Origin of the sequence: Sphingomonas sp. R647 (assembly GCF_020177055.1) — a bacterium.
In the GTDB taxonomy this organism is placed as follows: Bacteria; Pseudomonadota; Alphaproteobacteria; order Sphingomonadales; family Sphingomonadaceae; genus Sphingomonas.
The window spans coordinates 232,211-255,990 of sequence record NZ_JAIQXT010000006.1; the positions used below are offsets into that span (position 1 = coordinate 232,211).

Genomic DNA, 23,780 nt, shown 5'->3' on the forward strand with positions numbered 1-23,780 from the left:
AGGTGGCGGCACCAGCTCGCTGGAAACGGCGCTAGAGCGCCTTCAGGAACGCGACCAGCGCCTCCTGCTCCGCGCGGGTCAAGCCGAGCGGCTGAATGAGCGGATCCGGCGTCGGCGGCGGCGCATTCCCCTTGTATGCCTTCGCGCGGCGATCGCGCCCGCCCCCGCCATTGTAGAAGGCGACGACATTGTCGAACGATCGCAACAACCCATTGTGCATATAGGGCGCAGTGCGTCCCGCGTTGAGCAGCGAGGGCGTGCGGAAACGCCCGACATCCGCCGCAACGCCGGTCACTTCCCACCGGCCAAGATCCTCACGTGGGCGGCCATAGAAGCTTAGCCCCAGATTGTGGAAGCGCCGGTCGCTCAGCAGCATGCCGCTATGGCAATTGGCACACCCCGCCTTGGTACGGAACAGGTGCAGCCCCTTGAGCTGCTGGTCGCTCATCGCGCGATTGTCACCCGCAACAAGGCGGCTGAACCGCGTGGTGCGCGGCCGCAGGCTACGCTGAAACGCCGCAAGCGCTTGTGCCAGATCGGCCCGCCGGATCTGCGTGCGCCCGGTCAGCTCGGCAAATGCGGTGCGATAGGCAGGAATCGTGTTCATTCGCCGTTCGACGTCGCCAAGGTCCGCCGCCATCTCGACCCGGTCGATGATCGGGTGCAGCGCCTGTTCCTCCAGCGTCTCGGCGCGGCCGTCCCAGAACAATGGCGTCATCCAGCGCGTGACGATCAGTGCCTGAGAATTGCGCCGCCCACGCTGCCGGTCATGCCCGAACGGACGTTGCAGCGCGTCGCTGAACGCCAGCTCCGCCGCGTGGCAGGAGGCGCACGCGATCTGGCCCGATGCCGACAGGCGCGGATCGTCGAACAGCCTGGCGCCCAGCGCGACCCACTTTGCCTCACGCGGACCCGGCGTTTCGGGCGATGGCAGCGGCGCGAACTCCTCGAACGCCGCGCCTGCCCGCAATTGCGGGCGCGGCCAGTTCTCCGGCGTTCCCGAATAGGCGGCGCGCAGATCGAACGGTTCACCATCGTTGCTCGCGCGCGCGCCCAGCGCCGCGACGAACAGCACAGCCGAGCCCGCAAGCAAGCCGTACGAAAGCCAGCTCGATCTTGGTTTTCCCCGCCGCATCAGAAGCGCCAGTTCACGCCCAGCCAGACCGTCCGGCCGAACTGATAGGGCTGCGTGGTCAGCGTCGAATTGGGAGCAGGCGTATTGTCCAGCAGGTTGGCGACCCGGACATCGGCGGTCACCGTTCCCAGCGCCGATTTGAGGACATCGATCCGTGCATTGAGATTGACGTCCAGCGCATCGGGATAGGCGACATAGTCGAACACGTCGTAGCGCACGCCATCGACCGTCTGGTTGACGCCGCTATCCTCGATCCGGCTGAAACCATGGCGATAGCGGAAGTTGACATTGGTCTGCACGCGATCGTCCAGCCACTGCGCGGTCCAGGTGACATTGCCCAGCAGGGGCGATGCGAAATCCTCGCGCTGGTTCATCGCCTCGACCGCGTCGATCGTCAGGATCTGGCCCTGGAACAGCACCGGGGTGCCATCGAGCGTGTCCTCGACATCGACCAGATAATCGTCGTTGCTGCTGCGCGTCTTCGACCAGTTGAGGTTGAGCGCGATGCTGTGTTTGCCAAAGGCGCGGACATATTCGAGCGACGCGCCGCGATAGCTGCTGAACCCGTCATTCGCGAGGATGTACTGGGTGTAGCTGTCGCTCGCGCCGTTCGGCAGGACGATCGTCTCGGTGGTGCCGGGCGCGCGGGTAAACTCGTTGCGCCCCTCGCGATAGATCCCGCGCAGGCTCAGCTTGCCGCCGAGCAGCCTGCCGCTGACAGCCGCAGTCAACTCGTCCGAATAGGGCGTCTTGAGATTGCCGTCGCCGGAATAGCGGGTCGAGGCGCTGGTGCTGCGGATGGTCCAATTGTCGGAATAGACACGGTTGCCGCCGCTCACACTCGCCACCCGCTCCAGCGTCAGATTGACCGGATATTGCGCGCGCATCGCATAGGCGAGCAGCGAGCGGCCATAATAGCGGTTCGCGCCCAGGGTCAGCGACCATCCGTCCAAGGGCGTCTGCCACGCGACCGACAGGCGCGGCGCGAGATTATGGTTCTTGAGGAAGCTTTCATGGTCATAACGCAAGCCGGCGCGCGCGGTCACATCGCCGAGCTCGGCGGTGGCCTCGACCCAGGCGGCGAGGCTGTCCATCTCCACCCGCGCGTCATAGGCGCTGTAAACCTGTTGGCGGGTCAGCGCATATTGGCCCGTAACGCATGCCAGTCCCTCGTCCTGCGCGCAGACGATGTTCGCGCCGGTCACACCTGTCTGGAAGGCGCCGCCATCCTGCTCCCGCTGGCGCCGCGCGTCGATCCGCTGATAATCCAGCCCGGCGGACAGCTTGCCAAAGCCAAGCTGCGTCGCGGCGCGGCCTTTCAATCCATAGTTGTTCTGGCGCTGCTCAAGAGCGCCGAACCCGCCGAACGTGCAGTTGCTCGCCGCGCAGACATTGCCGGTCGCGGTCGATGACGGGAGCGAATAGTTGAATTCAGGTGCCTCGCGGCTGGTGTCGCTATGCGCGAACGTGGCGTCGAACGACCAGTCGACCTTGCCGGAATGGGACAGGCCGAGCCGACCGGTTACTCCGCCACCATGGCTGGTGATCAGATTGTCGACACCGTTCGCACTGGACGCCTCGCTGCGATACGGGCTGTAGGTGACCTGCGCCGTCGCGGTGGTCCCGCTCCCCAGTTCGGCCTGCGCCTTGGCCAGGAAATTCTCGCTGACGCTCGACTGACCAAATGGCGTGTTCCCGTAATTGGCGCCCCGGAAATAGGTCACTTCCGCCTGAGACCGGCTATAGGCGAACAAGGTGGTCAGCCCGTCGATCACCGGCATGTCGATGCTCGCGCCATAGCGCCACTTGTCGAACTGCGGCCGGTCAGGGAAACTCGCCCCGAGCGCGTCACGCGATCGATCCGATACCTTGAAGCTGGTCAGCGCGTCCGAGGTGTAACTCGCATTCACACTGGCGCGGATCACCTGCGCGGGCGCACGGCTCTCGATCTCGAGCGCGCCGCCGGTGAAGCGGCCATGTTCGGCCGACACATTCGAATCGCGCAGCGTGATGCTGCCGACCAGTTCGGAGTCGATCCACACCCCCTGCGCCCCCGCGCCCGAGACCTCGTTGAAGTTGAACGGATTATCCTGGGTGATGTCCATCCGCGACGACACATCGACCCCGTCGAGCGTGAACAGGTTTTCATAAAATCGCCCACCCGAGATGGCGATGTCGGCGGGGCGCAGATCCTGAATGTCCTCACGCGTCGCGAGCCCCTCGTTCCGAGTGAACTGCACGGTCGGGAGCGCCTTGAGCAGCTGATTGACGTCCCCCGACCCCGGCGTGCCGATTACGACCTGTTTGCGCTCGATCCTGCTAGTGCCCGCCTCGACACCTTCGCCCGACTGATATGGGAGCGTCACACCGCCGCCCTCGGCGACGACTTCGGGAAGCTGCTGAACCTCCTGCGCCGACGCTGATCCGGCCCAAATCAACGAAGCCGCGGCAGCACCGCGCAAATAGGTGACACTGATCATGCAAACCCCCGACTACCAATAAATGCTATTGCGAATCGGTCGCATAAAGACACGCAGCGGTCGTTGCAAGGGGCGCGCGCCGAAACTGACCCGCTGGCGATCAAGTCAGGTTACATTCCCAATTCGGCCACACAGCGGTGCGTCGCCCCGCGCCAGTCGGCATGGGGCTCCACCACAGCAAATGCTGGACTAGACCGTGCTGTCTTCGACGTAGCGGCGGAGCGGGCTGATCAGCGCCAGGCCAGAGGCTAGCGCGCCACCGCCTCAATGCTGAACAGGCTCGCCGCGCTGTCGAGCAATGTGGCCGGCGCAAATGGCTTGGTCACCACCACCACCCTGTCGAACTGCGCGGGGAGATGCTCGCGGCCATAGCCGCTGACGAACAGGAACGGGATGTCGCGCGCGGCGAGCGCGGCGGCGATGTCGTCGACCATCTCGCCCTGCAGATTGCCGTCGAGCAGCGCCGCATCGATCTCCGCCCGCCGTGCCAGCTCCAGCGCATCCGACCGCGCCGACGCCTGCCCCGCCACGACCGCGCCCGCCCCGCCGAGCAGGTCGACCAGCTCCAGCATCACCAGCGGCTCGTCCTCGACGATCAGGAAGCGCTTGCCCGCGAGCACGCTCTGCCCGCCCGCCGGAGCCAGCGCCGCACCGCGCGCAATCGCCCGCTGCGCCGGCCCGACACGCGGCTTGCCGGTGAACGGCAGGTCGAGCGTCCAGCGCAGCCCGTCGGGCGCATAGGTCGAGGTCGCAACCCCGCCCTCCGCCTTCAGGCTGCGCTCGATCAGCGCGGTACCAAAGCCGCGCCGCGTCGGCGCGACCACGGGCGGCCCACCGCTCTCGATCCATTCAAGCCGCAGCGTGCCATCGGCCAGCTGCCAGCGCATATCCGCGCGCCCGTCGGGCACCGACAGCGACCCATATTTATGCGCGTTGGTCACCAGCTCATGCAGCACCAACGCCAGATGCAGCGCGGGTTCGGGTGCCAGGTCCAGCTCCGGCCCCTCGATCCCCAACCGGTCGGGCGCGATCGCGCCGATCCGCAACTGCCCCTCGATCAATTCGCGCAGCCGCGCGCCTTCCCACGTCGCACTGCTCAACAGTGAATGCGCCTTCGCGAGCGCATGGATGCGGCCGATGAAGGTCGGCGCAAAGTCCGACGGCCCGGTCGAATGCCGCAGCGTCTGCGTCGCGATCGCCTGCACCGATGCCAGCGTGTTCTTGACCCGATGGTTGAGCTCGCCGATCAACAGCCGCTGCGTCTCTTCGCCCCGCTTGCGTGCGCTGACGTCGAGAATCTGGACATTGACCGACGCCAGCCGCCCCGTCGCGTCATGCAGCGCCGAGTAATAGCATTCGCAATCGAGCATCACGCCTTCGGTCGTGCGCATGCGCAGCGGCTGCATGTCGCGCACCCGCGCACCGCCGATCATGTCGGCGATCAGCGCCGCGGCGGCCGGAGCATGTTCGGGCGCGATCCACTCGAACTCGCTCGGGCGGAACCCGCACACTTCATGCGCGCGCCAGCCGAACAGCCGCTCCGCCCCGTTCGACCAGCCGAGGATGCGTTGGTCGCCATCCAGCTCGACGATCGCCAGCGGCGAATTGTCGCCATGCGCCTTCAACCGCCCCAGCGCATCGGACAGCGCGTCACGCTGCCGGGCAATCTCACGCCGCTGATGGTACAGCTCGACGAACACGCCGACCTTGTTGCGGACGATCTGCGGATCGACGGGCTTGAGCAGATAGTCGACCGCGCCTGCCTCATAGCCGCGAAACTTGCGCGTCTCGTCGGTGGCGACGGCGGTCAGGAACATGATCGGGATGCGCCGCGTCCGCTCGGTCCCGCGCATCAGTTCAGCCAGCTCGAACCCGTCCATACCCGGCATCTGCACATCGAGCAGAGCGACCGCGAACTCGCGCTTGAGCAGCAGTTCGAGCGCCTCGGCACCCGAGCGCGCCTTGACCAGCTCGACCCCTTCGCCCGTCAGCAACGCATCGAGCGCCGCGAGGTTTTCGGGGATGTCGTCGACAGCAAGGACGGGAACGGGTTCAGGCGGCATCGCGCACCCCGTCTAGCACCATCGCGTTGCGGCGGAAAATCTTCTCGGGCAGGTCGAAATCGTCGAACCCGTCGGAATGGGACGAAAAGCGCAGCGTCTCCTTCGACCCCAGCCCCAGAAACCCGCCCCGCACAAGCGAGTCACCGAACAGGCCGAGTGCGCGATCCTGCAACACGCGATCGAAGTAGATCAGGACGTTGCGGCTCGACACCAGTTGCGCCTCGGTGAACACGGAATCGCTGGCGAGGTTATGCTCGGCAAACACCGCGCGGCGGCGCAGGCTCTTGTCGAACACCGCCGCGCCATAGGCCGCGGTATAATAGTCCGATAGCGACGACTTGCCGCCCGCCAGCCGGTGGTTCTCGGTAAATTGCTGGATCCGGTCGAGCGCGAAGATCCCGGCCTCCGCCTTTTGCAGCGCCGCCGGGCTGATATCGGTGCAGTAGAAAATCGTACGATCCTCCAGCCCCTCCTCGCGGAACAGGATCGCCAGCGAGTAGAATTCCTCGCCATTGGCGCACCCCGCAATCCACACCTTTAGCGACGGATAGGTGCGCAGATGCGGGATCACCCGCTCGCGCAGCGCGCGGAAGTATCCGGGATCGCGAAACATCTCGCTGACCTGGATCGTCAGGAACGCCATCAGCTCGTCGAACACCGCCGGCTCGCGCAACAGCCGGTGCTGCAGCTGCGACAGGCTCTCGCATTCGAACCGCTGCTGCGCGCGCTCCATCCGCCGGTGCAGCGACGCGCGCGAATAGCCGCGAAAGTCGTAATGATGGTGCCGGTTGATCGCCTCCAGCAACAGATCGAGTTCGATCTCCTCGTGCGGGGCGAACACCTCCTTCATCGTGGCATCCACACGCGCACCAGACTGAGCAGTTTGTCGACATCGAGCGGCTTGGCGAGATAGTCGTTTGCGCCCGCGTCGAGGCACTCCTGCTGATCGCGCGCCATCGCCTTCGCCGTCAGCATGATCACCGGCAGGTCGCGGCCCCAGCTCGCCTTGCGCAGCTCGCGCGTCGCGGTCAGGCCGTCCATTTCCGGCATCATCACGTCCATCAGCACCAGGTCGATCGCCTGCTCGCCACCCGCCGCAGTCTCCAGCGCCGTCAGCGCCTCGCGCCCGTTGCGCGCGATGCGGACATCGACGCCATGCGGCTCGAAGATGCTGGTGACGGCATAGACGTTGCGAATATCGTCTTCGACCAGCAGCACCCGCCGCCCTTCCAGCGCGGCATCGCGGGTCAGCGACTTGGCGATCAGCGCCTGTTGCGGCTCGGGTAGGTCCGACACGACCTGATGCAGGAACAGCGTCACCTCATCGAGCAGCCGCTCGGGCGACTTGGCGCCCTTGACGATGATCGACTTGGAATATTTGCGCAGCCGCAATTCCTCGTCCGCGCTCAGATCGCGACCCGTATAAACAATCACCGGCGGGAAGCCGAGGCTCTCGTCCCCGCTCAGCCGTTCGAGCAGGTCGAGGCCAGAGGCATCGGGCAGGTTGAGGTCGAGCACCATGCAGTCGAACGTCTGGCTGCCCAGCAGCGCGATGCACTGCGCCGCGCTATGCGCTTCGAGCGTTTCGACCTCACGGCTGGCGAGCAGCAATTTGACGCTCTCCGCCTGCTGCGCGTCGTCCTCGACCACCAGCACGCGGCGCATCCGCTGCGCCATCCGCGCTTCCAGCCCTTCGAGCATGTCGACCAGCTGTTCGCGCTTCACCGGCTTGAACAGATAGCCGATCGCCCCGCTCGACAGTGCCGCCCGGCTGTCGTCATCGACCGACACGACATGCACCGGAATGTGCCGCGTGCGCACGTCTCGCTTGATCCGGTCGAGCACCGACAGGCCGGTGTGATCGGGCAGGTTCATGTCGAGGATCACCGCGTGCGGGATATATTGCCGCGCCATCAGCGCGCCTTCATCGGCAGTCCCGGCGATCAGGCACTGAAAGCCTTGCTCATGCGCGATGTCGCACAGGATGCGCGCGAACACCGGGTCGTCCTCGACGATCAGGATGACGCGCGCGTCCCCCGACAGCCGCTCGCGGTCATCCTCGGTCGCGACGACGCCGCGCTTCTTGCCGGGCTTGGGATTGGACGGGCGCGCACGCGCCGGGGCGGGCGTCGGCGCGGGGCCGACCGCGACCGGCTCATAGGTTTCGGGCAGGATCAGCGTAAATGCGCTGCCCTGCCCCGGTGCGCTGGCGACGCTCACCTCGCCACCGAGCAGATGGGCGAGTTCGCGCGAGATCGACAGGCCAAGGCCGGTGCCGCCATATTTGCGGCTGATCGTCCCGTCGGCCTGACGGAACGCCTCGAAGATGACGTGCTGCTGTTCAGCGGGGATGCCGACGCCGGTGTCGCGCACGGTGAACGCGATCCGCCCGTCGTCGCGCGCCGCCGTCTCGAGCGTCACCGTGCCGCGCTCGGTAAACTTGATCGCGTTGGACACGAAATTCTTGAGCACCTGTTCGAGGCGCTGCGGATCGGTCTCGATCTCGGTCGGCGCGCCGGGCGTGACCGAGACGTCGAGCGACAGGCCCTTGGCCCCGGCGGCGGGCTGGAACAGCGTCCGCAACTTGTCGAGCGTCGGGGCGATGCGGAAGCGGCGCGGTTGCAGCTCGAGCTTGCCCGCCTCGATCTTCGAGATATCGAGGATATCGTTGATCAGGCTCAACAGGTCGTTGCCCGACGTCTCGATCGTCTCGGCATGCTTGACCTGCGCCGACGACAGATTGCCGTCGCGATTCTCGGCCAGCAGCCGCGCCATGATTAGCAGCGAATTGAGCGGCGTGCGCAATTCGTGGCTCATATTGGCGAGGAATTCCGACTTGTAGCGGCTCGCCTGTTCCAGATCGCTCGCCTGCGCCTCCAGCGAGGCCTGCGAACGCGTCAGGTCGTCGCGCTGGATTTCCAGCTGGCGCGCCTGTTCCTCCAGCTGGGCGTTGGTCTGCTCCAGCTCGCTCTGCTGCACCTCCAGCCGTTCGGCCGCTTCCTGAAGCTGGCGGCTCTGCTGCTCCAGCTCCTCGTTATTGGCGCGCAGCTCCTCGCTCTGGACCTGCAATTCCTCGGCCTGTTGCTGCGTCTCTTCGAGCAGTTCGCGCAGCTGGGTGCGGTATTTGGCCGACCGGATCGCGACGCCCAACTGTTCGGCGACCCGCTCGAACAGCGCCAGCGCGTCCTGCGGCACCTCGCGGAAACCCAGCTCGATCACCGCATTCGCCGCGCCATCGACGCTCGTCGTGGCGATCAGCAGGTTGGCGGGCTTGGCGCTGCCCAGACCCGAACCGAAATAGAGATAGCCGTCGGGGACATCGGTGATCACGAAATTGCGCCGGTCCGCCGCCGCGTCGGCCAGCAATCCGTCGCCGGGGCCGATGCGCTCGGGCACGCGCGCATCGGCGGGCACGCCTTGCGTCGCATAGCGCTTATACCCGTCGCCATTGCGGATAAACACCGCACCCGCGCGCGCACCGAGATAGTCGACGAGGAATTTGAGCGCGTTGGTTCCCAGCTGCTCGAGCGGCTGCTCGCCGCCGACCGCCTTGGACAGACCGACCTGTCCGCCCTGCAACCACTCCTCGCGCTGAACGGCGAGGCGGTTGCGCACGAACAGGAAGCCGGTGATCGCAAGGATCCAGGTGACGGTCATGCCGAGCGAGCGGTTGAACACCGCGATCGACGGATCGACCCCGACCGGCGCTAGCGTAAAACCCAGGATCGTGAGCAAGGTCGCGATCGCCGCCATGATCGGCGGCACCACCGGGCGCGGCGCCAGATAGGCAAGCACCGCGGGCAGCATATAGCCGACCCACACCGAACTCCCCAGCGGGTAGTTCAGGTCGGCAATGAACGGTATCGCCAGAAGCACGGCGAGGGCACCATATAGCCACGCCGTTCGATTGGGCTTTTGCCCATGCATGCTAACGCTCAAAACGCTGTTCCCACCCTACGCCCCTAGGCAACCCTGCCAAACGCGCGATTACGATGCGAGTTCCGGGCGCGACAACATTCAAGTCACCATTGAGCCAGGCAAACAAGCGGGCGGATGTAAAACCCGTCTTCGCCTCGCTACGCTGTCACCGCGTCGGGCTCCGCCCAGATGCGCATCGCGATCAGGGTGTGCGCACCATGGACTCGCATGACCGTGCCTGATGGCACCGTTCCGACCGCAAAGGGGTAGAACAGGCACGCCCAGGACGAACTGGGTCCGCGCGCGGGCGCATTCTCGTACGTCACGCCTTCGACCAGGTCGATATGGATCCACTGGATGACGCCATTGGCGTTGCCGTCGCGGACGGTCAGCTCCGCACTGGTCCGGCCCGGACCATATGGCCCACCGGACGCAAAGTCCCAGCTGAACAGGTCGACCGGCTCGCTGCGCAGGACGAGCGACGGGTCGTTCGACGACGCTTCCAGCGGGTAGCGCGCGAGCGTGGCGTAGGGCGACAGGTCGAACCCCTCGACACTGTCGAGCTCGCGCGCCTTGGCATGCGGCCAGTAGGCGAGCGCCGCCCGCACCTGCGCACGCTCAGGCACCACGCGCCCGCCGGGCTTCAGGAAGCGCGGCACCGCATCGGCGAGCGCGGGCAGTACGCCTTCGCACAGCATGTCATGGGCGATGATCTCCTGCACGATCACATCGACGCGCTCGCCCAGATCGCGCTCCAGCTCGACCTCGGTCGAATAGCGCGGCACGATCGTGATGCGGTCGGCAAAGCCGTTATGCGCGACGGTGCGCGCCGCCGCATCGGCAACAGCCGGATTGACCTCGCACGCGGTCACCTGCACCGCCCCCGCGCGCGCCGCGATCATCGACAGCAGGCCGCTGCCCGCGCCGATATCGAGCACCCGGTCGCCCGGCCGAACCACCTGTTCAAGTGCGGCCCGATAGGCCGCATTGCGCTCCAGATCGCGCAGGATATTGTGATGCCAGCTCGGCACGCCGGCGGCCATTGCGCGCGCGGTCACCGCGCGCACCTGCGCATCGTCGGGCGCCAGATTGCGCGCCATCGTCGCAATCTCCAGCGCGCGCATTCGGAGGCCATGTTCCTGCGCCGCAGCAGCCAGGCCAGCCAGCGTTCGCGCATTGTCCTTCGCCGCCGCGACCAGTGCATCGAGCGCAGCCGCAAAGCGCGCCTTGTTCGGCGATTCACGTTCCGGCAAATTCATGAGTCAGCGGCGCTCCAGCGTCCGGATCGCCCCGGCGAGGCGCCCTCCAAGCCGCACCATAGCGCTATCCTCACGCCCGTCGATCCGCAATTCGAGCCGCGCATCAAGGCCGAAATTGCGCTCACGCCGATAATCCGCTGTTCCTTCCAGCGACATGCGCTCGATCGGGGCCGCGTCGAGGCGCGATTTGCGGGGCGGTGGCGACACGACGTTCCAGACCGCAGGCGGCACCGGGATACTGGGCAGCGCATGGGCCTGGCTCAGGGTCGCGCGGTCGTTCGGGACAAGCGTTGAGATCATGCGCGAGTCCGATCCGGGCAACGCCGGCAAGCTGCGCCGCGGCACCGGTGCTTCGCCGCCATGCACCGCCGCCTCGGCCATCAGCATCGCGCGCGCATCGACCGCAATCGTCGCGGCGGCGGCCGGAGCGGTGGAGGTCGGCGCGGGCGATCCGTTCTGCGCCCCGTCACGCGCAGCCGCCGGCACCGCCACCAGTGCGGGGCCAAGCGCCACGACGATCCAGTTTCCCCTCACCACTGCATACCCCCGTTTCAGTGATGGGTTGAACCTGCCCTATTCAGCGGGCGTGCGCAATCACTGCCCGCCGGTGCGTTCGGTCTGCCAGCTGAAGCGCAGTGCGGACACCGCAGTCGGCTTCTTGGCCGGGCCGCTGCGCGTGGTCGATCCGACCAACGCAGCGTCGATCAACTCCTCGATCCCCGTCCCCGCACCGCCATTGTTGCGCATCCGCGTTCCGGCCAGCGTCGGTCCGGCGGCGCTGGCACATGCCGCGCCATCCTCCGGACCCGGCACCACCGGGCATTGCGCCAGCCGGGCGTAGCTGAGCGGCACGCCATCGGTAACATCGCTGACCAGCAGCACCAGATCGTCGCGCAGGTCGCCGCCGGGGCTGGCATCGGTCAGGCTGTATTGCAGGACGCCGCTTTCCCCCGCTCGCAACCGGGTCGGGTTGTCGGCCTTGATCTTGTACCGCCCGTCCTGCCCGTCGAACAACAGGACGCCGCCATCGGGCGAGAAGATCAGCGGATTGACGTAGAGGTCGGTCTTGCCGGTGTTGGTCACCTTGACGAACAGCCAGTCACAGCGCTGGAAGCGAAAGCCGCCCGCCTCGCTGCCATCGCCGCCGACACGTCGTGCGTCCTTGTCGACCGCGTAGAAATCCGCGCTCGTGTCCGGACAGGGCGCACCCGCCGCGAGCGCCTTGGGCCGCCCGACATAGAATTCGACCGAGACATTCTTCGCCGGATCCTCGCCCGACTCCCCCGTCGCCAGTGCGGGGCTGGCCAGCACGCGCTGAAGCCGGCTGAACCGCGTCGCCTTCACCAGCGCGCCGCCGATCGCGAAGCGCACGCGGATCGTCGGATTGCTGCCATCCTGCGCCAGCGCGGCGGCGAGGTCGATCGACCCGAAATCGGCGGTCACCTGTCCTGGAGGCTGGGTCAAAGCGAGCTTGTCGCCATTGAACGCCAGCATCAAATCCGCTGCCTCGCCGGGCTGGACGAAGCTCGCGCCGATATCGGCGGGCTTGATCTCCTTGAGCGCCGCCAGCGCCGCCGCCTGCGCCTTGCTCGGGCTGGCGGGGGCGGTGGGCAGCGCGATGCGATAGTCGAGCTGAACCGGCTGCTGCTCGATCGTCGCGACCAGGCGCACCTCGCGCGACAGTGGCTTGCCGTCGATGTCGCGAACATCGTTCCACGCCTCAGCCGCAATGTCGCCGAACGCGGTGGGGACCAGGATCGCCTTGTACGCGTCAGCCTGGTCGACCCGTCCATACAGGATCGTCTTGTCCCCGGCAGGTGAGGTGAGCGCGAGGCCGATGATCGTCCCCTCGACCACGCCCTGCAATTGCCCCGCGCTCATTTCGAGCTGTTCGAGCTTCACCGGGTCGGTCGACTTGGTCTCGGCGGTGAACACGCGCGCGGGCTTGTACACCGCCCAGCTGCCACCGCCTGCCGCCGCGACTGCGGTCTTCATCAGGCCGCCCATCACCGGCCGGTCGAGATCGCCGTCGAACTCGGGGCGCGGCGACTTGTGTCCGTCGATGCCCGCAGTGATGCGGTTGGCCAGATCGCGATAGGAATAGACGCGCGGATTGTTCCAATTGGCCATCGCATAGACGGTGAGCAGGCCATGCGCCGCCTGTTCCAGCGGGTCGGCGTAGCGCGGCGCCTGATATTGCTTGGCCTGTTGCGCCGATGGCACCGCGAGCAGCCCGACATAGGCGCCCCAGCCGGCCTTGCCCTTGGACGTCTCGACCGCCAGGTCGCGCACGAAATTGCCGTCGCTGACGGTCGCGAACTTGCGGCTGACTTTCAGGCCCAATTTGGTCGAGGTCGGCGCGCCATTGTCCTTGCCCGCCGCGTCGCGGTTCGAATCGCCCGAATGGCAGAAATCGGCGATATAAGTGACGTTGCCGCCCTTGGCCCGGATCGCGTCGATTACCGCGCCGATCTCGTCATCGGTCACCGCATTCTCGATCTTCTCCGATCCGTTGGCGGGGCCGGTGTCATAAGGCAGGAACACCTCGTCGAGCCCGTCCGGCTCAGACCCGGCCACCGCCTCATTCTGCTGCATCCCATGCCCGGAAAAGGCCAGCAGAAGCTCGTCCCCCGGCTTGGTCGTATCCACGATCCGCTTCATCGCGGCGAGGATATTGGCGCGCGTACCGACCGCGTCGGGCTTGACCTTGGTCTGGCGCATCCGCGGATTGCCGCGCGCCGCGAGCAATTCGGGCGTCGGCGGATCGAGCAGCAGCGTCACGTCCTCCGCCTTCGCGCCTTCGCGGATCAGCGTTTCGGCGATCAGCACCGAATCGTTGAACGCCCCGATCATCGGCGATGCGATTCCGTCCTTGTAATTGACCACGCCGATGACGAGCGCACGGATGCGGCCCTTCGCCTCGGGCGCAGGCGCGGGCGCGGACGGCATTGATGCGGCGATGAGCCCCAGGGCTCCCAGCGCGAGCATGATCTGCCTCAACATCATCCGTCCCCTGTCTAGTTCGACACCAATATGGCGCGCGTCCACACGCGGCCCTTGTTCTTCAACGTGATCCGATATTCCTCGGTGCGTCCGGGCGTCCAGCGACACAGCAGGTCACGGCGCGCCACGCCGGATGTGACCGCCGGGCGATCGGTACACGCCACCCGGCCGCTGGAATCCGTAACGGCCAGCTCCAGCGCCGCATCGCCATCGCCGCGCACCCGCACCAGCGCCAGCCGTCCGCCCTCCGCCCGCGCGCGCATCGTCAGCGCGCGGTCGGCGGGCAGATCATGGGTATAGACGATCGCGGCCGGCAGGATGCCCTTGCTCGCCTCGGCCAGCGCCGCCTCGATCGCCGCAAGCGTGTCGGCATCGCCACCGGCCCAGCCGCGCGCTTCGATCAGCAATGCCGAGGGCGCAGTCACCGGAAGCTCCTCGCCCGTACGCGCACGGCCCAGCACCATCGGCGCATTCTCCGCACGTACCAGCACGAAATCCCCCGTCGCCAGCATCCGCGCGGCGACGATCATCATATCGACATCGCGATCGGCCCGCGCCCGCGCGATCAGGTCACGAACCAGCTCGGCCCGCTCGATCACCGCATCGGGCGTCGTCGCATCGGCGTGACCGTCATGCGGCACGGGCGCGGCGGCGACCGGCAGCGCGGCAAGGATCAGGGCAAGGGGCATCATCAGACGCATCGGTGGGGCGCAATTCCTGCTGGTTCGAACGAGCCGTATCCTGGCGCTGCCGCCAGTCTGGCGCGACCGACAGGGTCTGACAATTGTCACCGCGCGGCCCCGATCCGCCACGCCGCCTCGACTTGCCCCACAAAGATCGGCACGAAGGTTCGCAGCTCGGCTTGCGCGGCGGGGCCGTAGTCGCGATGGCTGGCCAGCCGCCGCTGCACACCCAGCGCAGCGCGGGCATAAAAGACGCGCGCCTCTCCCGGATTGCGCCGCCGCGTGACGTCACCCATCACCGCCGCTGCGGTAATTGCCTCTATATTGTCCCAGATCCCGGTCAGCGCATGGGCATAGACCGCGCGGCGCAGATAGGGTTCGGCCTCACCCGCGCGCCCCGCTTCGCGCAACGTCATGCCCAGCGCGACCAGCGCCTTGCGCGTTTCGAAATGATCGCGCCCGAACTGCTTCTCGTGCAGCGCAAGCGACCGGCGCAGCATGGCTTCGGCCTCGGCATAGCGGCGCTGGCCCATCATCCCGAGGCCCAGCGCCATCAGCGCCCCGCTAAGCGCCCCGCTCTCCTCCGCCGCGCCCGCATCGACCAGCGCCAGCGCCCGGCGCAAGCTGGTCTCCGCCTCACCATGCCGCTCCAGCATGGCCAGCACCAGGCCATGGTCGACCAGCACGCTCGCGACCAGATCGGGCGGCACGGCGGGGGTCGCGGTTAAAATCGCAGCGGCACGGCGCAGCATCGCTTCCGCCTCGACCGCCCGGTCCTGCGCCATCAGCGCGACCGCGAGCCGCGCGCTGATGAATGCGGCGCGGGGACCGTCCACGCCCTCGAACCGTAGCGCGGCGACCAGCGCAGCGCGCAACAGCGGCTCTGCCTCCCGGTCGCGTCCGCGCGATTGCAGCAACGATGCAAGTACGACCTGCGCTACGGCATGCTCCTCGCTGCCCGCCGGCGCAGCGGCGAGCGCGGCGCGGGCGTCAGCCTCAGCCTTCACCGCCGGGTCGGGAGTCGGCACGGCCTGGGTCGCGTGAGCGGAGATGGGGGACAGCACGAGCGCCACCGCCATCAGGGCGCCGCGCGCACCCACCTCACTTGCCCGGATCGCCGACCAGCGTGAACGCCGCCCAATATTTGGGGCTGACGAACTGGCCGGTGCCTTCGCTACGCACGGTCTGCATCGCCGCCTGCAGCGCACGCGCACGCCCGGCGACATCGCCCTTCTGGATGTTACCGAACGTCTGCTGCATCAGCAGCGAGGTTGCAGCGTCACTGACCGCCCAGTGGCTGACCAGCAGCGAACGGGCACCCGCCTGGAAGAATGCGCGCGCGAGCCCCGACAGGCCGCCCGCGTCCTTTCCGTCTCCCGCAGCAGTGTTGCATGCCGACAAAACGACGACATCGGCAGGAATCTTGAGCTCGGTTACTTCGGACATGGTGAGCAGGCCGTCGTCCAGTTCGGTGGCCTGTTTGGGCGGGGTAAATACGAGGCCCGGTTCGGCATTGTCACCCACTTCGGTCGCGAGCAAACCATGGGTCGAGAACACGACAAAGCGCGCGCCGGACACCGCCTTGCTCGCTTTGACCGCCGCCTCGGTCGCAGCATCCCCGATCACCACGGTGGATTGCGTCCCGAACGACTTCTGCAAGCTTTCCAACTCTGCCTTGGCCTGAGGCAGATAGGCCAGCGCCCGGAGCTTTTCCGGGTCTGCGAGTTTGCCTTTGTACATCTGGCCAGCAAGACCCGGCGTCACGCTGCGCCCGGTCTCTGGCGTGTAGGCACCGGCAAGCGTTGGGGCACCATAAGCGGCGAGCGTAATCCCGCCGCTGCGCACCTGCGCATAGGCGGGTGAGCCTGCGCGGTCCACGCACCCGGGATGCGCGTCGGCAGGCTTTTCAATGAGCAGGCAACGCAGCGAGCGCAACGCCGAGACCGACGGCAGCTCGGCCAGCGCATATTTGTCGATCAGCCACGGGCTGGTCGCCACCGCCGCCGGATCAGTATCCGAACCCTGTGGCGGCGCGGTAACGAGCAGCGCAAGCGGCAGCGAGGTGAGCGGGCCGCTGACATTGGTCAGCAGCACCTGCTTGCCCTTCAGCACGCCCTCAACCGGTGCGATCAGCTCCTTGTAAATCTCATGCGCGAGCTTGCGGTCGAACGCCTTGCCCTGCGGCGCGACTGCGGCGGTTCCGCCAGCGGCAGGCGGCGGCTGGCGACCCGATCCGCGCGCGCCGTCCACTTCCATGCTGGCGCGCAGCAGGTTGACCTTGGCGGCGAGCGCATCCTGCTTCATCGCCTCCGAGCGCGACCAGGTCGATCCCTCGCGCGTCACCGCCCAGGTATAGCTGGCGTCGTCCGAAACGAGGATGACGACCATCGCCTCATCGGGGTTAAGCAGTTTCTGCACCGCAGCGATGTCGAGCGCCTTGGGGCGCGTCAGGTCGAAATATTGCGGGAAATCCTTGGCGATCTTCGCCTCGATCGCATCGACTTCGGTGCGCAGCGCGGCGCGGCGCTGGGTCAGCGCGCGGCGTTCTTCCTCGGGCACCTGCGCGCCGCGTTCGATCAGCGCGCTGAACTGGCGGTCGACCGCCTCGATCTCGGCGAGCTTCTTGTCGCGCTCCTGCTCCAGCACGGCGAGCGGCCCGCCACCCGCGGCAAAGCGCGCAGTGGTGCGGTCGAGCGCCGCTGCTGCGCCGGAAATCTGAGCATATTGCGCCGCCTCGAACGCCTCGGACCGCAGCACTTCGGGCGACGGGACCGGTTCGATCTTGATGTCGGGCGTGGTCTGGGCGGACAGCAGGGCCGCAATCAGCGGCAAAGCCAGCGTTCGTGAAAGGGCGCGCTTCATGCCGGGTCTCTCCCCTGCGGCGCGGGCCACGCATTGGCGCGGCGATCCGGCCGATTAGTTCTGGCCGGAAAAACCGCCGCCCCGAAGCGCTCTGCTCCGGGGCGGCCAGTCTTTCGGCTTAGTTGGTCACCAGCGCGACGCCGGTGCCGTAGCCACCATAGTTGATCGCCTGAACCGAGAAGGGGCCGGTCCAGATCGGGTTGACGCGGCAGTACAGCGTCACGTTGCCCGACATGTCCTGGCACACCAGATTGCCGTTCTCGTCGAAGATCTTCAGGCCCAGCGGGGTCGAAGAGTCGCGACGGAGACCGACGACCAGCGGCTCACCGCCACGGGCGGCGAAGCGGACGGTCCAGGTCGTGCTGCCCGGGACGTACTGGACGGTGCGGATCGCACCGCCGACGACGCCCTTCGAGGTTTCGGCCTGCGCCGCCTCGACTGCGGCGACGATGTCGGCGTCACCACCGGCCAGCGTCTTCGCCTCGGCGAACAGGTCGGCCGAGGTCGTCACCTTGGCGGTGCCGGTGCCCTTGCCGGTGCCTTCGATCTTGCCCTTGTCGGTGCCTTCCTTGACGGTGACCGAATCGACCATCTTGGCCGCGACGATCATCGCGCGCGCATCCTTGGCGGTGCGGGCATAGTCGGCCAGACGATAGCCAAGTGCCAGCGTGTCGACCGCCTTCGAGCTTTCGGTCGCGGGAACTTCCTTGTCGCCAAGGTTCGTGCCCTTCTTGTCCTGCGCGATCGACGGCGAAGCCAGCATGCTTGCAGCAACCAGTGCCATCGCCATCTTCTTGTTGAGCGTAACCATTACCTTCGTCTCCTCACTCTCCGGGCCTGCTCCCAAGCCGGCCTCGCGAACTGATCCCTCGATCAGGCAGGTTCGTCTTTAATGTGGCCCCCGCCCGCGCGACACTAACAGTTTCAGTCTTCGTTTCCATCTCAAACTTGGCGCGAAGTCGCTGATTCGCGGCTGTTAAGGGACAGACTTCGCTTGACTACGTACGTATTTGCCGAAGGAGATCGACGACTCCACGGCACTTGCTTACCCAAGTTGAGGAAAGGCGTCGGGACTATCCCGACGCCTTCCCGTGTTACCGTTCCAGTTTGAGCTGGATCAGGCTGTTCCCGCGCGCCACGAACAATACTGCACCACCGGCAACATTCTGGAAGGCGCGGGCAAGTTCCGCCGCGCTCTGCACCTGCTCGCCATTGACGCCGACGATGATGTCGCCGACCGCCAGACCCGACCGCGCCGCCGCCGAACCCGGCTGGACGCTGGCGACGACGCCACCGCGCAGCTGCTCGGGCACCTTGTCGCTGGCATTGACGTCGCGGAACGTCGCGCCCAGCGCCGCCAGTCCGGCGCCGCCCGTCGTGGGTCGCGTGACCTGCACCGGGCGGGGTGCCTCGACCGTTACCTGCGCCGTACCGGTCTGACCGCCACGACGGTAACCCAGCGCGATCGTCTTGCCCGGTTCCAGCACGCCGAGGATCGCGGTCAGATTGCCCGGCCCCTCGATCGACCGCCCATCGGCCGACGTGATGATGTCGCCCGACTTCAGGCCCCCGCGCGCCGCGGGGCTGTCGGGCGAGACTTCGGCGACCAGCGCGCCGCGCGTCGACCCGCTGCCCGCCGCCTCGACCGTCACCGGGCCGACCGTCACGCCGATCCGCCCGCGCTTGACGCTACCGTTGCGGCGCAGCTGATCGGCGACCGCCATCGCCATGTTGATCGGCACGGCAAAGGCGATCCCGCTATTGTCACCCGACTTGGACCAGATCGCGGTGTTGATGCCGATCAGCCGCCCACGGCTGTCGATCAGCGCGCCGCCCGAATTGCCGCTGTTCACCGCGGCGTCGGTCTGGATGAAGTCCTGCAAGCCATCGCCGATCCCGGTGCGCCCAAGGCCGGAGATCACGCCCATCGTCAGCGTTTGGTCGAACCCGAACGGATAGCCGATGGCAAAGGCAAGGTCGCCCACCTCGATCCGCCCGCTGTCGCCGACCTCGATCGCGCGCAGCCCGCTCGCCTTGACGCGGAGCAGCGCGATGTCGGTCTGCGGATCGCGGCCGACCACTTCGGCATCGACGACGCGGCCGTCATAGAGCTGGACCTTGAACGCGGTCCCCTTCTCGACGACGTGGTTGTTCGACAGGATTTCGCCACGCGCGGCATCGATGATGACCCCCGATCCGCTGCCGATCGGCTGGGGTGCGCCTTGCTGAGCCTGCGGTTGCTGGCCCTGCACCTGCGCCGACGTCGCCTGGCCACGGAACGGGTCCTCGCCCTGCCCCTCGCGCGCTGCGGTGCGATCGCCCTCGGCCTGTTTTTGGCCGAGCACGATCACCTTAACCACCGTTGGCGCGACCGCCTTGAGGTCGCGGGCATAGCTATAAACGCCGCGCGCGCTGTCATAGGGCGCGGTCTGCGCCGCCGCACTCACGGCCAGCGGCGGCGACCCCAGCATCGCGATTGCCGCCACCCCGGCGAGCAACCGCCAGTGAAAACTAGACCTCATCATTTCCCCTTTCCCTGTGGTGCGCTGTATCGTCGTCCTGCGCAGGCAAACTGATTTCGATGCGAAACCCGCCCGCGCGGTTGAAAGCCTGAACATTGCCGCCCGCGCGTAACGCGACGGTGCGGACAAAGGCGAGCCCCAGCCCATGGCTGTCGGCACCGCCGCTCGAATAACCGGGCTCGAAGATGCGCTCGACCTTGCCGGGGTCGATCCCCGGCCCGTCATTGTCGACTGCGACGGTCACCGTGTCGTCGCTGCGCGCGACGCTGCAGCGGATTGTGGATTCCGGGGTGGCGAACTTGACGGCATTGCCCAGGATATTTTCGACCATCCGGTCGAACAGATCGCCAGCGACCCGCACCCGCGCGTCGGCCGCCTCCAGCGCGAACTCCAGATCCTTGTCGTCGCCGAGATAGACGAACATGTCGTCGATCAGCTGGCGGATGCGCGCGCCGGGATCGACCGTGTCGGCCTCGTGCCGCCGCGAGACCTCTGCGTCGATGATGCCGAGCAGCATCCGGCAGCGCTTGTCCATCGTCACCAGCTTCGCGTCGGCATCGGCGATTAGCGACTCGTCCGGTACCTTCACCGCCAGCGCCTCGAGATGCTTGCGCGCGACCATCACCGGGCCGCGCAAATCATGCGCGACATGGCGGTGCAGCCGCCGCAGCCCACCGATCATATCCTCCGACCGCGCGAGCAGCGCATTGAGATGCTGGGCGAGCAGGCGAAATTCGGGCTGGCCATCATCCGCAGGCGCGCGTTCGGAGAAGCCGGTGCGATCAGCGCGGTCGAGCAGTGCGTTGAACGCATCGAGCCGCGACCGCCATCCGCGCATCAGCGCCCAGGCGAGCAGCCCGGCGAGCAGCAGAAAGGCTATGCCGACGCCCGCCGCGAGCAGATAGGCCCGCGTCACCAGGCGCGGATCGGGGCTAAAGATCCGCGCGCTCAGAAACGCCCGCCCCTCGCCAAGATCGACCACCGTCCCGACCGCGGTCGCGTCCGCGCGCTGGCAGGCGGTCCCCGCTGGCACACGCAGCTGCACCGCGCCGCGCCCCGCCGGCCAGTCCAGCTTCGGCGTGCCGGTCAGCGCGCCGTCGGCCCCGCGATAGAGGAATAGCGCCCGCGCCCGTTCGCCGCTGTCGCAGCGCCCGCCATCGGTCGCCTCGGTCGCGCGCGCGGCGACCATCGTCAGCACTTCGGCGTCGCGCTCCTCGGCGGACAGGCCGGGCGCGAGGCTGTCGATCTTGCTCGACAGCACCGCCGCATCGGCCTGCGCGCGCACCATCGCCACCTCGCGCGCGTTCATCGACACCATCTGGAGCAGCCCGAGCGTCAGCCCGACCAGCGCCACAGCGGCAAGCGCGCCGATGACCAACGTCGTACGAAGCGGAAGCCAGCGGAGCATTAGTCTCCCCTCCCGCTCGCGGGAGGGGCCGGGGGAGGGCCTGTCAACGCGCCATGCAGCCGGTGGAGGAGGACAGGCCCTCCCCTAACCCCTCCCGCAAGCGGGAGGGGGACTTGCAGCATCCGATCCACCGGGGCAGCCACGCAGATCAGCGACTACCCTCCATGCCGGCCAGGTTGCGCAGCGCGAACCCCTGTGCCCAGATGTTGGTCACCAGCGGATGGAAATCGTCCGGAATATCCGGGCACTGCCGCTTCAACGACTTGCGCAGCCGCTTGATCGCCTGATCGACCGTATTGGCGAACTCCTCGGGGAAGTGGCTCCACCCCTTGCCGATCCAGCAGCGGTCCCACAGCATCGACTGGCTCAGCGGATTGCCGCGCTCCTTGTACAGCTCGACCAGGATGTCCGCCTCGCGGCTGGTCAGCTGGAGCAGCCGGCCGTTGCAGCGCACATCCTTGGTATCGGCATCCACTTCCAGCGGCGCGCAGGTCCAGCCCTTGCTGCGCATCGTCGGCTTGCGCCGGCGCAGTTGCGCGGCGACGCGCGCAACCAGCTCCTCGCTCGTCGCGGGCTTGGGCACATAATCGTCCGCTCCGCGCGCGATCAGCCCGTGGATCCGCTGATCCTCACCGCCCAGCAGAGAGTAAACCAGTGCGGGCACGTCGGGATCGGTCTTGAGGCCGTTGGGCCGGCGGCGCACGCGATCGAGCACCTCCAGCCCCTCAATCCCCGGATTGATCCGGTCGAGCACGAGCACGTCATAGGCATCGGCCTCAAGCGCCTCGAGCGCAGCGTCGCCAGTCTCGAACAGGTCGACGCTCTCGCATCCCGCCGCTTCCAGCGCGGCCTTCATCTCCGCGCCGATCTCGTCTTCCAGGATCAGTGCGCGGCATCCTGCAAAGGTGTCGGCGATGTTCTGCGCCGCTTCCGCGTCCAGTTTCAACACGCTCATCGTCATCATCTCCGTCATAGCGGCCCCCGCGGGAAGCGGCGCGGGACGCCGGGTCGCCGCGCCTTCGCGGCCTCGGCGCTGAGCGGGAGCGCGACGTGGAGCGTCCCCTGCCCGGCGCGCTGGATTCTCAGCACGGCAACGTCGCGCTTCGATGCCTTGATCGCGGCCATCGCCGCCGCTGCGTCGCGCGGCGCGACCCCGTCGACCGCGAGCAGCTCGTCGCCTTCGTAAAGGCCGTACATCTGCCCGATCGAAGCCTCTTCGACCTTGCCCACCGTCACCCGGCCCGCCGCATCGCTGCGCAACGCGAAGCCGAGCGTGAACGGGCCGCCCACAGCACCGCTCATATCCATCGCCAGCGCCGCGACCTTGCCGCGTTCGCCGGCCAGATCGTCGTCGGCCTCCAGCGCCACGGCGAGCGCGATCGTCTTGCCGTCGCGCACGATCTCGACCTTGACCTTGTCGCCGGGCTTACTGTCGATCAGCGCCATCGACAGGTCGCGGACCACCTCCAGCTTGCGCCCTTCTACGCTCAGCAACAGGTCGCCGATCTTGAGACCGCCCTGCGCCGACACCGCATCGATGATCAGGCCGGATTTGCCCGGTGCGCCAAGCGCTTCGGCCATGCCGGCATCGGCACTGCTCGCGGTAACGCCCAGCCGGCCGCGCACGACCTTGCCATCGGCGGCGAGCTGCGCCGCGATCTTTGCGGCGAGTTCGGCGGGAATCGCCAGGCCAATGCCGATGTCGAAGATGGTTTCGGGCGGAGTCGCCGTATTGATCCCGATCACTTCCCCCTCCTCGGTGATCAGCGGCCCCCCGCTATTCCCTGGATTGAGCGCCGCATCATGCTGGATGAAGTTCACCGGCCATGCGACGTCATAGGCGCGGTCATAACCGCTTATGATCCCGGAAGTAACCGAGAAACGGTTGCCCATCGGATTGCCCAGCGCAAAGACCTTGGCACCAAGCGGCAACTTCGACGACTTCGCCAATTTGAGTATCGGCAACGGCACTTCTGCGTCGATCTTGACGATCGCAAGATCGGTGCGCCCGTCGCGCCCGATCACCTTGCCCTTGTAGCGCTTGCCATTGGCGAAGGTCACTTCGACCACATCGAGCTTGGCGACAACATGCGCGTTGGTGAGGATCAGGCCGGACGCGTGGATCACGAAACCCGATCCCCCCGCCGCTTCGGTATCGCCATTCTGCTTGCGCGCCGCTTCGTCCTGCGGGCTGATCGCGACCACCGCCTTCATCGCGCGTTCGATCGCGGTTTCGGACTGAGCGGTGGCTGCGACCTTGGGCGTCTCCGGCATCGCAGCAGCCCGCGCGGTAGTCGGCAACGCAACGCCAAGGCAGAGTGCGGCACCGAGGAACCAGCCGAGCGTGCGGCGGGTCAGGTTCACGGATGGATTGGGGTTCATGAAAGTTCCGGATACTGACTTCAGACACCCCGTTCCTGTCATTTGGTTCAGGTGAAAGCGACGGT

General features: G+C 67.0%; 16 protein-coding genes. All 16 read right to left on the bottom strand.

Features of this window, described 5'->3' with window-relative positions:
* Window positions 1-31: 31 nt before the first annotated feature.
* The 16 genes from K9B35_RS16635 to K9B35_RS16710 all read right to left on the bottom strand — a co-directional run bounded on the left by K9B35_RS16635 (window position 32) and on the right by K9B35_RS16710 (window position 23,715).
* The gene (locus tag K9B35_RS16635; RefSeq protein ID WP_224923104.1) at window positions 32-1,135 is read right to left on the bottom strand and encodes a cytochrome-c peroxidase; all 1,104 of its coding nucleotides are present in this window, start codon (window positions 1,133-1,135) and stop codon (window positions 32-34) included.
* Complete coding sequence (locus tag K9B35_RS16640; RefSeq protein WP_224923105.1) at window positions 1,135-3,615, bottom strand: TonB-dependent receptor plug domain-containing protein; 2,481 nt, start codon at window positions 3,613-3,615, stop codon at window positions 1,135-1,137. The genes K9B35_RS16635 and K9B35_RS16640 overlap by 1 nt, the downstream gene beginning before the upstream one ends.
* Before the next feature lie 248 nt (window positions 3,616-3,863).
* Window positions 3,864-5,678, bottom strand: a complete 1,815-nt coding sequence (locus tag K9B35_RS16645; RefSeq protein WP_224923106.1) for a response regulator — start codon at window positions 5,676-5,678, stop codon at window positions 3,864-3,866.
* Window positions 5,668-6,528 (bottom strand): CheR family methyltransferase, encoded by an 861-nt coding sequence (locus K9B35_RS16650; protein WP_224923107.1) that lies wholly within the window; start codon window positions 6,526-6,528, stop codon window positions 5,668-5,670. The genes K9B35_RS16645 and K9B35_RS16650 overlap by 11 nt, the downstream gene beginning before the upstream one ends.
* Entirely contained in the window at window positions 6,525-9,605 is a 3,081-nt protein-coding gene (locus K9B35_RS16655; RefSeq protein ID WP_224923225.1) for a response regulator, read from the bottom strand. The genes K9B35_RS16650 and K9B35_RS16655 overlap by 4 nt, the downstream gene beginning before the upstream one ends.
* Window positions 9,606-9,754: 149 nt before the next feature.
* Window positions 9,755-10,855 (bottom strand): 50S ribosomal protein L11 methyltransferase, encoded by a 1,101-nt coding sequence (locus K9B35_RS16660; RefSeq protein ID WP_224923108.1) that lies wholly within the window; start codon window positions 10,853-10,855, stop codon window positions 9,755-9,757.
* A gap of 3 nt (window positions 10,856-10,858) precedes the next feature.
* Window positions 10,859-11,389 (bottom strand): hypothetical protein, encoded by a 531-nt coding sequence (locus tag K9B35_RS16665; RefSeq protein WP_224923109.1) that lies wholly within the window; start codon window positions 11,387-11,389, stop codon window positions 10,859-10,861.
* Between the two features lie 60 nt (window positions 11,390-11,449).
* A complete protein-coding gene (locus tag K9B35_RS16670; RefSeq protein WP_224923110.1) occupies window positions 11,450-13,858 on the bottom strand; it encodes a caspase family protein in 2,409 nt (802 codons plus the stop codon).
* Window positions 13,859-13,872: 14 nt separating this feature from the next.
* Entirely contained in the window at window positions 13,873-14,550 is a 678-nt protein-coding gene (locus K9B35_RS16675; RefSeq protein WP_224923111.1) for a hypothetical protein, read from the bottom strand.
* Window positions 14,551-14,645: 95 nt separating this feature from the next.
* Window positions 14,646-15,620 (bottom strand): tetratricopeptide repeat protein, encoded by a 975-nt coding sequence (locus K9B35_RS16680; RefSeq protein ID WP_224923112.1) that lies wholly within the window; start codon window positions 15,618-15,620, stop codon window positions 14,646-14,648.
* 22 nt (window positions 15,621-15,642) lie between these two features.
* Window positions 15,643-17,403: a CHAT domain-containing protein gene (locus K9B35_RS16685; RefSeq protein WP_224923113.1), complete on the bottom strand. Its 1,761-nt coding sequence runs from the start codon at window positions 17,401-17,403 to the stop codon at window positions 15,643-15,645.
* A gap of 118 nt (window positions 17,404-17,521) precedes the next feature.
* The gene (locus tag K9B35_RS16690) at window positions 17,522-18,214 is read right to left on the bottom strand and encodes a hypothetical protein (protein WP_224923114.1); all 693 of its coding nucleotides are present in this window, start codon (window positions 18,212-18,214) and stop codon (window positions 17,522-17,524) included.
* 283 nt (window positions 18,215-18,497) lie between these two features.
* Entirely contained in the window at window positions 18,498-19,925 is a 1,428-nt protein-coding gene (locus K9B35_RS16695) for a trypsin-like peptidase domain-containing protein (protein ID WP_224923115.1), read from the bottom strand.
* Window positions 19,915-21,333, bottom strand: coding sequence for a sensor histidine kinase (locus K9B35_RS16700; RefSeq protein ID WP_224923116.1), 1,419 nt, complete (start codon window positions 21,331-21,333; stop codon window positions 19,915-19,917). The genes K9B35_RS16695 and K9B35_RS16700 overlap by 11 nt, the downstream gene beginning before the upstream one ends.
* 148 nt (window positions 21,334-21,481) lie before the next feature.
* The gene (locus K9B35_RS16705; RefSeq protein ID WP_224923117.1) at window positions 21,482-22,288 is read right to left on the bottom strand and encodes a response regulator transcription factor; all 807 of its coding nucleotides are present in this window, start codon (window positions 22,286-22,288) and stop codon (window positions 21,482-21,484) included.
* Between the two features lie 14 nt (window positions 22,289-22,302).
* Complete coding sequence (locus tag K9B35_RS16710) at window positions 22,303-23,715, bottom strand: S1C family serine protease (RefSeq protein WP_224923118.1); 1,413 nt, start codon at window positions 23,713-23,715, stop codon at window positions 22,303-22,305.
* Window positions 23,716-23,780: the final 65 nt, after the last annotated feature.

Excerpts from the sequence above, each read along its gene's own strand:
- K9B35_RS16635 (WP_224923104.1), bottom strand. The coding sequence starts at position 1,135 with ATGCGGCGGGGAAAACCAAGATCGAGCTGGCTTTCGTACGGCTTGCTT.
- K9B35_RS16640 (WP_224923105.1), bottom strand. The coding sequence starts at position 3,615 with ATGATCAGTGTCACCTATTTGCGCGGTGCTGCCGCGGCTTCGTTGATT.
- K9B35_RS16645 (WP_224923106.1), bottom strand. The coding sequence starts at position 5,678 with ATGCCGCCTGAACCCGTTCCCGTCCTTGCTGTCGACGACATCCCCGAA.
- K9B35_RS16650 (WP_224923107.1), bottom strand. The coding sequence starts at position 6,528 with ATGAAGGAGGTGTTCGCCCCGCACGAGGAGATCGAACTCGATCTGTTG.
- K9B35_RS16655 (WP_224923225.1), bottom strand. The coding sequence starts at position 9,605 with ATGCATGGGCAAAAGCCCAATCGAACGGCGTGGCTATATGGTGCCCTC.
- K9B35_RS16660 (WP_224923108.1), bottom strand. The coding sequence starts at position 10,855 with ATGAATTTGCCGGAACGTGAATCGCCGAACAAGGCGCGCTTTGCGGCT.
- K9B35_RS16670 (WP_224923110.1), bottom strand. The coding sequence starts at position 13,858 with ATGTTGAGGCAGATCATGCTCGCGCTGGGAGCCCTGGGGCTCATCGCC.
- K9B35_RS16675 (WP_224923111.1), bottom strand. The coding sequence starts at position 14,550 with ATGATGCCCCTTGCCCTGATCCTTGCCGCGCTGCCGGTCGCCGCCGCG.
- K9B35_RS16680 (WP_224923112.1), bottom strand. The coding sequence starts at position 15,620 with ATGGCGGTGGCGCTCGTGCTGTCCCCCATCTCCGCTCACGCGACCCAG.
- K9B35_RS16685 (WP_224923113.1), bottom strand. The coding sequence starts at position 17,403 with ATGAAGCGCGCCCTTTCACGAACGCTGGCTTTGCCGCTGATTGCGGCC.
- K9B35_RS16690 (WP_224923114.1), bottom strand. The coding sequence starts at position 18,214 with ATGGTTACGCTCAACAAGAAGATGGCGATGGCACTGGTTGCTGCAAGC.
- K9B35_RS16695 (WP_224923115.1), bottom strand. The coding sequence starts at position 19,925 with ATGAGGTCTAGTTTTCACTGGCGGTTGCTCGCCGGGGTGGCGGCAATC.
- K9B35_RS16700 (WP_224923116.1), bottom strand. The coding sequence starts at position 21,333 with ATGCTCCGCTGGCTTCCGCTTCGTACGACGTTGGTCATCGGCGCGCTT.
- K9B35_RS16705 (WP_224923117.1), bottom strand. The coding sequence starts at position 22,288 with ATGAGCGTGTTGAAACTGGACGCGGAAGCGGCGCAGAACATCGCCGAC.
- K9B35_RS16710 (WP_224923118.1), bottom strand. The coding sequence starts at position 23,715 with ATGAACCCCAATCCATCCGTGAACCTGACCCGCCGCACGCTCGGCTGG.